Below are 10,103 nucleotides of genomic sequence, written 5' to 3'. Positions count from 1 at the left end.
TGGGAAGAGGGCGAGCGCGAGGAGGGGGAGGGGCGCGGTCGCTTTCATGGGAGGGATGGTAGCGCGCATTGGTCACCTCGGGGACGTGAGAGACAATTCTTGCGTCATGCTCGCAATGCCACTTCGCTTCGAGGGCGCGAGGAGGATCTGACCTCGTATCCGTATTACCCGTGGTACAGCATGCGGTGTGCGACGCACAGGGGAGGTGCCCGTGCGAGCGGTCCAGGTGCGCCTGCCCCACGGAAGGGAATTGCCGGTGCAAAATGCCCTCAATCATTGTCACCCATCACAGTGCTTTTCCGGCTTCGCGCTCTGTTTGCCTCGTGTGAGGCAGAGGTGACGATCTCTGAAGCCTGAGACGTTCGAGGAGAGGGTGTCTGAAGTGGGCATTGCCGGGGAGAAGGATTCGTTGCCAGCTCTGGGGGCGAGACCGGCCACCTGCTGCTGCCACGGCCTCTCGTGACGTCACCGCCTGAACTGCAGCATTCAACCCCGAACCACGGAGCCTTCGTGTCGTCTTCCCTTCTGCACAATGCGCTACGACTCTTCCTCTTCGGCGCAGGCATGGCGCTGGCCGCGCCCTCGTGTACCACCGGCTTCATCAACATCTACACCTGCAAGGATCCCTGCGGGGAATGCCTCTACGGGACGTGCGCTCCGCCAGCGCCCTTCGGGTGGGATGGGCCCGTGCTGGTGTGGAAGGGAGCCAACGGGAAGGACCCCGAGTGCCCCGCGGATGCACCCCTGGAACTCTACGAGGGGTACGCGGGGCTGAATACGTTCGATGGGTGCGGGAGGTGCGAGTGCTCGTCAGCGACGTGCGAGCTTCCAGTAGACGTGGAGGTGAGCACGAGCGATGGGACGTGCGGGGGAACGTTGCAGTCGGTGGAGGTGCCCGAGGGGTGGGATGGGTCGTGCATGTCGATCGGGCCGATCGATATGCCGACCTCGATCCGGGTGGGCCCCACGCAGGTCGGGGGGTGCAAGCCGGTGGTGGAACAGCTTCCGAGAGCGGCGTTCACGTGGAACGTGATGGCCAAGGTGTGCGGATCACTGGAGCCGATGGAGCCATGCGAGGGCAAGACAACGGTCTGCGTGCCAGGCAGCGTCCCGCCCAGGCAAGGCTTCGAGGTGATTTCAGAACTCGACAACTCGGTATGCTCTCCCTTCACCTCGATTCCCTCTCAGATCGCCAGCCTGGAGGCCAGCTTCACAGTGAACGAGCCGGGCAGTTGCATTCCCGAGGGGGGACAGATGTATGGCACACCCACACTCCAGGCTCCAGTCACGTTCTGCTGCCGCCCAGCCGAGTGAGACATGCTCTCCAAGGGCTGCGGACACCCATGGCACATACCTGGAGGGGCCGCGCGATCGCATTCGATACACGTGGGATGATTGCGGGGGCGATTCTCAAGGACCGTGAGCAATGCCATCCAGTCCCGCGGACGCTCGGACGATTCTACCTGGTCTTCGAATCACCCGTGGTGCAGCACAGTACACTCGAAGCATGCGGCGAACGCCAGCGTGCTCGGTTCACGTGTACCTGCCTCACGGAAGGGAATCGCCATGCGAAACACCCAAGGAGTACTGTCGTCCCTCGTGTGTCTTTAATCTTGGTTCGCTCCTCATTGCTTCTTGCGGGTCGGACATGTCGCTCCCGGAAGCTCAGGAGGAGCAGGGTCCCGTGTGCTCCGGTGGTGAATGCGTCAGCCAGGCTCCCCTGGGCTGGCAAGGGCCGGTGTGGCTCTGGTCGGGTCCAGAGGCGAATGCTCCTCCATGTCCTGAAGACGCCTCAGCCCTCACCTACGAAGGCCATGCCGACCTGCGCACCAGCGGGAGCTGCGACGCCTGCGCGTGCACCACGCCCGAGTGTGGCTTCCCCGAGGGCGTACGGATCAGTTCCGCAGGGCCCGACTGCGTGGGGCCGCTCGCGGACATCCTCGTGCCACCGAACTGGGATGGATCCTGCTTCAGCTTCCCTCCAGTCGCGAATCCCATCTCGGTCTTCTTCAGACGGTCGACGCGCTCCGAGTGCGTGCCGCTCGTCTCCGAGATTGCCAAGCACGTGACCTTCTCGTGGGACACGTTCGCCCGGGCCTGCACGCCGATCGCCGTGCCCGAGTCCTGTCCCGCAACGCCGAAGGACTGCGCCACCCGACCGCCCCAGGGCTTCGCGCAATGCCTCTTCAGGGAGGGCGACCCCTCGACGTGTCCCGCCGACTATCCGGAGCTACGGCGCTTCCACGGTGCTGTCGATGACCAGTCTTCGTGTACGCCGTGCAGTTGTCAGCTCCCCGAAGAGAGCAACTGTCGCGTCTTCATGAGTCTCGACACGACTACTGGTTGCAAGTTCGGGGGCCAAGGCACCGTGGTTGGCCCTGCCCACGAGGGCTGTATGACGAATCATGGCCCTTCGCAGTACGCGAGCCTGCGCGGAGAGATCAAGGAGACGGAGCCCGACGTGTGCATGGTCGGAGGTGGCGAGTTCGCTGGCGAGATCCTGCCTGCGCAGCCGACTACCTTCTGCTGCAAGGCCGAGTGAGGGTTGCATCATGAGCTTCGCACGCGGCGCGTGTGGCGGGCTCCGTGACCTGCTCACGAGATCGCTCTGTTCCATGCGCTGAGAGTCCTCGTCGAGCCACCGGGCTGGCCCCTCGATTTTTCCGTGGAACCTCCTGGGAAAGAGGCCTCCGCCGCCAGGACCCCTCCCCCGGGCCCCCGGAGGGGAACGGTGGTGTTGCGCGCTTCGCGTCCGGGGGAGTATGCGTGGGTCATTCGAGCTGGGCTCCTCCGGGGCCTGCGCTGGCGATGCCGATGGCCAGCTTCGGCCAGGGGGGACGTGGCATGGGGAACGGCGTCCAAGGCTTACTCGTGGGTGGGTGCGCGCTGCTCGTTGCCTGCCAGCAGGAAGCGCTCCCTCAGCCGCAAGGCGGCGGAACAAGCCTGTCCTCGTCGTCCTCGGAGGGGCAGGCAGGATGGGGCAGTAGCGACGGAGGGCATGGGGGTGCCGGGGCCTCCAGCACAAGGGCCAGCTCCGGAACGGGCGGTGACGACGTCGGGACTGGGCGGGCTGCCGGCCAGGGAGGACATGGGGGTCACGGAGGCGCTGCCGGCCACGGGAGCGCTGGCGGTCTCACTGGGCACGGTGGGCACGGAGGCGTTGCCGGCCACGGTGGGTACGAGGGTGCTGCTGGCCACGGGGGTGCTGCTGGCCACGGGGGTGCTGCTGGCCATGGCGGCCACGGCGCCGCTGGCATCGACCCAGGGGCGGTCACCGCCTGCATGCCGCAGGGCAGCGCGGGACCTCCTGCACCTCTTGGCACGCCCTGCCCCGATGCCGATCCCTGCAATGGCAATGAGGCCTGTGATGGCCTCGGCCATTGCCTCGCCGGGTCCTCGCCCGTGCTCGACGACGGCGACCCTTGCACCTTCGATGCGTGCGACACCGCCGCGGGGGTCCTCCACACCGCCTGTGCGCCCCTCGATGCCACCGTCGCCACCACCCCCGCGCAGGCGCTCGCCTTCCTCATCGAGGGAGCCGCGCCGCTCCAGCCTGGCGCCACGCCGTCGCTCTTCGCGAGCGCACCCTGGCGTGGTGCGGGGCTCCACGGGGCGGTTCGTGGCGCGGACGGCTCGGCGAGTGGCGCGCCGCTCGCGGACGTCGGCATCGCGGTCCTCGACCATCCCGAGCTGGGGAGCACCCGCACCGGGGGCGATGGCGCCTTCAGCATGCTGGTCCAGGGGGGAGGTCCGCTCGTCGTCACCTACCACGCAGAGGGCTATTTGCCGGCGGCCCGCCAGGTCCATGTTCCCTGGCAGGCGCACGCGCATGCGCCGGAGGTGATCCTCGTCCCGCTCGATCCGCACGTCACGCTCATCGACCTCGATACTGCACCGCCCTACGCCGAGGCGCGGGGGAGCGTGGCCACCGACGCCGATGGGAGCCGGCAGGCCACGGTGCTCTTTCCGCCAGGCACGACCGCCGAGTTGCTGCTCCCCGACGGCACCGTGGAGCCCGTGACCACCCTCAGCCTGCGGGCCACGGAGTACACGGTGGGCGACCAGGGGCCCGAGGCCATGCCTGCCACGCTGCCGCCGACCAGCGGGTACACCTACGCCGTGGAGCTGAGCGCGGACGAGGCCCTCGCGGCGGGCGCGGTCAGCGTCGCGTTCAACCAGCCCCTGCCCTTCTACGTCGAGAATTTTCTGGGCTTCCCCGCCGGCACGGTCGTGCCGATGGGCTACTACGATCGCACGCGCGCGGTCTGGGTTCCCTCCCAGAATGGCCGCGTCGTGCGCGTCGTCGATGTCGTCGGGGGCCTCGCCACGCTCGATACCGACGGCGACGGTGCGGTCGACGACAGCGCCACCCTGGACCTGCTCGGCGTCACCTCGGGGGAGCAGGCCAAGCTCGCGGAGCTGTACGCGCCTGGCCAGTCGCTGTGGCGGGTGCCCATCCATCACTTCACGCCGTGGGACTGCAACTGGCCCTACGGGTTTCCGGAGGATGCGTGTGTCCCTCTGAGTGTGACGTGCACGGCCGACGAGGACGAGGATGCGCCAAGCGCGAGCGCCACCTCCTCGGGTGCTGGCGCGGGGGGCAGCGACGGTAGCGGCGAGAGTAGCGGCAGTGGCAGCGGAGGCGCAGGGGGCGATGGGGGCGAAGGAGGCCGCGAGCCGGATCGGGGCGAGCCCGAGCCGATGGCCTGCGAGGAGCAAGGATCCATCCTGGACTGCGAGAACCAGGTGCTCGGCGAGGCCATCCCGCTCGCCGGTACGCCCTTCTCCTTGCACTACCGCAGTGACCGCGTCGTCGGTCACCAGGCGGCCCGCACCCTGACGATTCCCCTCGCCCGCGGTGGCGTGCCTTCCTCCGTCACGCGCATCGATCTGGTCATCGAGGTCGCGGGACGCCGCCTCACCCAGTCCTTCCCCTGCCCCTGCGCTGCGAGCAGCGAGACCACCTTCGTGTGGGACGGCAAGGACCTCTTCGGCCGCGAGACCCAGGGAGAGCAGCCGATCACGGTGCGCATCGGCTACGTCTACGAGGGCGTTTACCTGGCCTCCAGCGACTTCGCGCCGGCCTTCGGGGCGTTTGCCGGCGAGGAGCTCACGAACAACCGCACGCGCCAGGAGGTCACCACCTGGAAGCGCTGGGAAGGGCGCCTCGGCGGACTCGACGCCGCCGCGCTGGGGCTGGGCGGGTGGACCTTGAGCGCCCACCACGTCTACAGCCCGGACGCCGAGGTGCTGTACCTGGGGGATGGCCGCCGACGTACCGGCGCTGCGCTGGGCAACGAGATCCGTACGGTCGCGGGGAAGGGTCAGATCACCGGGGCACTCGGGGACGGCGGTCCCGCCCGGAAGGCGACGCTCGACACACCGTCGGGAGTGGCGGTCGCGCCGGACGGCAGCGTCTACCTCAGCGACACCTTCCACGCGCGCGTCCGCCGGGTCGCGCCCGACGGCACCATCTGGCCGGTGGCAGGCACCGGCATGGGCGGAGGCGCTGGCGACGGTGGCCCTGCCGCGCTGGCGCAGGTCCACGTGCCTCGCGGTCTTGCGCTCGGGCCTGACGGCAACCTCTACATCGCCGAGCAGGGCGGTCACCGGCTGCGCCGCGTCGCGCCCGACGGGACCATCCACACCCTCGCCGGCACCGGGCAGCAGGGCTTCTCGGGCGATGGCGGTCCTGCGACGCAGGCGCGCCTGAGCGGGCCTGTCAGCGTGGCCGCGGCCTCCGACGGCACCGTGTACATCGCCGATAGCCAGAACCATCGTATCCGCCGCGTGGCCACCGACGGCACCATCACCACCGTCGCCGGTAGCGGCACGCCGGGCTTCTCGGGCGACGAGGGGCCTGCGACGGAGGCGCGCTTGCAGCGACCCCGCGGTGTCGTGGTCGCCCCGGAGGGTGGTCTGTACGTGGTCGACACGGACAACCACCGGCTCCGCCACGTGGACCGCCGCGGGATCATCACCACGGTCGCGGGCACCGGACAGGCCGGCACCAACGGCGACGAAGGCACCGCCACCGCCGCACGCCTGACGACTCCCACTGCGGCCGTCCTGGCACCTGACGGCACGCTCTTCGTCGCCGACAGTTCGGGCTACCGCCTGCGCCGCATCTCCCTAGATGGGGTGATCCACGCCTTCGCCGGCACGGGCGCCTACGCGACCGAGCCTCCATCCGAGGGCACGCGCGCGCTCACCGCCGAGATCGCCAACGCCGCCCAGCTCGCCCTTGCTCCGGACGGCGCGCTGCTCGTCGCCGAGATGCTCTCGCACCGGGTGCGCCGCATCGCGCGCTCGCCGATGCCAGGCGTTGCCCTGGGAGAGCTGGCGCTCCCGAGCGACGATGCGCGGAAGATGCATGTCTTCAGTGGCCTCGGGCGCCACCTGCGCACCCTCGACGCGCGCACGGGCACGGCTCTCTTGAGCTTCCAGTACGACCCCACAGGCCTGCTCGCATCGGTCCACGATGCCGATGGGGATGTGGTCACCATCTCGCGAGACGCCGCCGGGGCCGCCACGGCGATCATGGGTCCCTTCGGCCAGACCACCACGCTCACCATGCACAGTGACGGGATGCTCGCGATGGTGACCAACCCCGCCAGCGAGACGACGATGCTGACCTACGGCAGCGGTGGGCGCCTGAGCGGCCTGACCGACGCCCTGGGGCGCACGCACGCCTTCACGTACGACAGCGCCGGAAGGCTCCTCAAGGACGTCGACCCGGCGGGAGGCACCAAGTCGCTCGCGCACACGGCGATTCCGGGAGGGCGCGCGGTCACCGTCACCACCGCGCTCGGACGCAGCACCACCTACGCCGTCCAGCGTCCTGGTGCAGCCGACGCCGCGAGGACCATCACCAGCGCGGCTGGCCTGACAGGCACCACGCTCCCGGGCAGCCCCGGAGCCTCGGTCACCCAGCTCCCTGACGGGCGCGTGATGCAGTGGACGATCGCGCCCGATCCCGTCTTCGGCATGCTGGCGCCGTACCGCAAGCAGGAGCGCGTCACCACGCCGGGTGGACGAACGCTCACCGTCGAGCGCTCCCGCACCGCCACGCTCCAGAACCCCGCCGATCCATCGAGCTTCACCACGCTCCAGGAGACGATGACGCTCAATGGGAAGAGCTACACCGACGTCTACACGCGCGGCACGCGCCTGACGAACCGCACCACGCCGATGGGCCGGAGCGTCGCCATCACCGCGGATACGCAGGGCCGGGCTGCCCAGATCGTGGTACCAGGCTTGCTCCCGGTGCAGCTCACCTACGATGCGCACGGCCGGCTCGACACCGCGACGCAGGGCGCGCGCACGGTGGCCCACGCGTACGCGGCGGATGGCCTCCTCGCCAGCGTGACGGATGCGCTCGGTCAGGTGGAGGCGTTCGTTACCGACCCGATCGGGCGCGTCGTCGAGGCGTACCGGCCAGACGGTGAGGCGGTGCTCTACGGTCACGATCTCGTGGGCAACCTCCTCTCCGTCACCCCGCCAGGTCGGCCCGCGCATCTGTTCGGGTACACGCCGCTCGACCAGCGCGCGTCGTATGATCCGCCGCTGCCCGCGAGCGGGATGCCGCTGCCGACGACGTGGAGCTACGATCTCGACCGGCAGCTCTCCGCGAGCATCCTCCCGGATGGGGCCACGTTGAGCTACACCCGTGACGTCGCAGGCCGCCTGATGGGGCTCGGGTTGGCGGGCGGGGCGGGTGGGGCCGGTGGGGCCGGTGGGAGCGTCACCCGCACGCATGATCCTGTCACGGGCAAGCTCGCGACCCTCGCTGGTCCTGCCGGGGTGAGCCTGACCTTCGGCCACGATGGACACCTGCTCACCGACGTCACCTGGTCGGGCGCCATCAGCGGGGCATTGCACCGCGACCATGAGGACGACCTGCGCGTGACTCAGGAGCGCGTGAACGGCGGGCACACGGTGTCCTTCGGTCACGATCTGGATGGCCTGCTCACGAGCGCAGGACCGCTGACGCTGGTTCGACATCCGCAGCACGGGCTGCTCACCAGCCTCACCGTGGGGAATGTGGTCGAGACGCTCACGCGCAATGCGTTCGGCGAGATCACGGGACGCAGCGTGACGGTCGGCGGGGCGCCGCTGATGACTGTCACTTACGAGCGGGACCTCCTCGGGCGCGTGATCGAGAAGACCGAGACGCTGGGCGGGCTGACCCATGTGGAGGGCTACGAATACGATCTCGCTGGCCGCCTGCGCGACGTGCTGCGCGGTGGTCTGCTGGACACCCACTATGATCACGACGGGAACGGCAACCGCCTCGCCCGGGTGACGACCACGTCCACCGAGACGGCTACGGTGGACGATCAGGACAGGTTGGTCGCGTACGGGAGCTTCACCTTCACGTACGACGACCGCGGGGTGCTTCAGAGCCGGACCGATACCACGATCGGGGCGACCACGTTCACCTGCTACGACGCGCTCGGGAACCTGCGGGAGGTGATGCTGCCGGATGGGACGGTCATCACCTACGTGGTGGATCCGCGCGGGCGCCGCGTCGGCAAGAAGGTCGACGGAGCGCTGGTCCAGAGCTGGATCTACCGGGACGCGCTGCAGCCTGCAGCGGAGATCGATGCCAGCGGGGCAGTGGTGGCGCGCTTCGTGTACGGCGACCGGCCCAATGTGCCCGAGGTGATGCTCAAGGGAGGGACGACGTACCGGATCGTGAGCGACCAGGTGGGCAGCGTGCGGCTCGTGGTGGACGCTGCCACCGGGAACGTCGCCCAGCGGATGGACTACGATGTCGACGGTCGGGTGCTGCTCGATACGAACCCGGGCTTCCAGCCCTTCGGGTTTGCCGGAGGGATGTACGACGCCGAGACCGGGCTGGTGAGGTTCGGGGCGCGCGACTACGACGCGGAGACAGCCAGGTGGACCGCGAAGGATCCGCTGCTGTTCGAGGGTGGGGATACCAACCTGTACGCGTATGCGCTGGGCGATCCGGTCAACAGGATGGATCCGACCGGGCGCTCCGCCGTGACCTGGGAGTGGGTGGGGACGCGCATCGTTGCGGTTGGAGGGGGCGTGGTCCTGCTCCCGGTGGCCATCCCCGCGCTGTGCGTCCTGCTGGCGTTGTCCCTCAAGGATGATGCTGCCGACGAGGATGAAATCGAGCGCTGCTCCCGGGTGCGGACAAGATGCGCGGAGACATGCTCCGACGAGACATTGCCGACCCATCAGTACGATGGAGCGCGATACCACAAATGTTACAGGGCATGCGTCGAGGCAGAGAACTGCTGGGGCGTATCCTATCCAGAATGATCAACAGGATTGGAGTCATGGTTCATGGACAAGAACACGGCCGAGCGCATTCTAGAAATCGCGTCTCGCTGCTCCCATCTGGCAGATTCGTCAGTCGAGCATGCGACACAGGGCTCATCAAAGGAAGAATTCGTCACTTACCGTCGACGGGCAGGCGCGATCATGGCGAGTCTCTTCGAGGAGATCATGGCGCCTATTTATGCAGAGCATTCTGATCTTGCCCCCGAGTGGTACAGAAAAATGGATGAGGAACGCTCTCTGAAGAAGCTGTGAGCGTCGAGGCACAATGCAATCATCTACGGCAAACAGGCTCCTCGGCACGATGCAGGAGGTCGTGGACGGGCTGAACCAGATCAAGGCGGAGATCGAGCGACGTTGCTCGCCACAGGAAGCAGCTCGATACGAGAGCCGACTGAGGCGGGTGATGGCGCAGGTCGATGCTGCCCGTCAGCATGTCATGGAGGCTTCTGAATAGTTACTGCATGATGATTGATCAGAGGCCGGCGCCGACAGACGTCGATGCTGACAGCAGGCGAAGTGCGCTTCGAAGCGCGCGATCACGACTCGGAAATCGATGGGAGAGACGAGGTAGCCCTCGGTGAGGAAGAGGGTCTTGCCGTCGCGAGAGAAGGCAGGGTGGGAGAGCATGATGCCGCGGTGGAGGACGTCGTCCGTGGCGGAGGCGGAGGCGGAGGCAGAGGCAGAGGCAGAGGCAGAGGCGGAGGTGGAGGCGGAGGCGACGGTGACGAGGTGGAGTTTGTGGATGCCGTTGTCGGCGTTGCGGATGTAGGCCAGGTGGGTGCCGTCGT

5 protein-coding genes are annotated in these 10,103 nt (G+C 68.2%); 4 read left to right on the top strand and 1 reads right to left on the bottom strand.

Going from position 1 to position 10,103, the window contains the following annotated elements; genetic code table 11:
- The first annotated feature begins 510 nt into the window (after positions 1-510).
- From CAP_RS42765 to CAP_RS51720, 4 genes are all read left to right on the top strand, one after another.
- Positions 511-1,314 carry a hypothetical protein gene (locus tag CAP_RS42765; protein WP_156041679.1) on the top strand — a complete coding sequence of 268 codons (804 nt, stop codon included), beginning with the start codon at positions 511-513 and terminating at the stop codon, positions 1,312-1,314.
- 334 nt (positions 1,315-1,648) lie between these two features.
- Positions 1,649-2,542 (top strand): hypothetical protein, encoded by an 894-nt coding sequence (locus CAP_RS51725; RefSeq protein ID WP_156041678.1) that lies wholly within the window; start codon positions 1,649-1,651, stop codon positions 2,540-2,542.
- Positions 2,543-3,402: 860 nt separating this feature from the next.
- Positions 3,403-9,294 carry an NHL domain-containing protein gene (locus tag CAP_RS46860; RefSeq protein ID WP_052376924.1) on the top strand — a complete coding sequence of 1,964 codons (5,892 nt, stop codon included), beginning with the start codon at positions 3,403-3,405 and terminating at the stop codon, positions 9,292-9,294.
- A gap of 24 nt (positions 9,295-9,318) precedes the next feature.
- Positions 9,319-9,567 carry a hypothetical protein gene (locus CAP_RS51720; protein WP_156041677.1) on the top strand — a complete coding sequence of 83 codons (249 nt, stop codon included), beginning with the start codon at positions 9,319-9,321 and terminating at the stop codon, positions 9,565-9,567.
- 174 nt (positions 9,568-9,741) lie between these two features.
- Here the strand turns inward: CAP_RS51720 and CAP_RS53105 are convergent.
- Positions 9,742-10,103: hypothetical protein (locus CAP_RS53105; RefSeq protein WP_044252387.1), on the bottom strand; the 362-nt coding region annotated here is incomplete at its 5' end.

Origin of the sequence: Chondromyces apiculatus DSM 436, from assembly GCF_000601485.1 — a bacterium.
Classification (GTDB): domain Bacteria; phylum Myxococcota_A; class Polyangia; order Polyangiales; family Polyangiaceae; genus Chondromyces; species Chondromyces apiculatus.
This window is presented reverse-complemented; position numbering and strand designations above follow the sequence as displayed.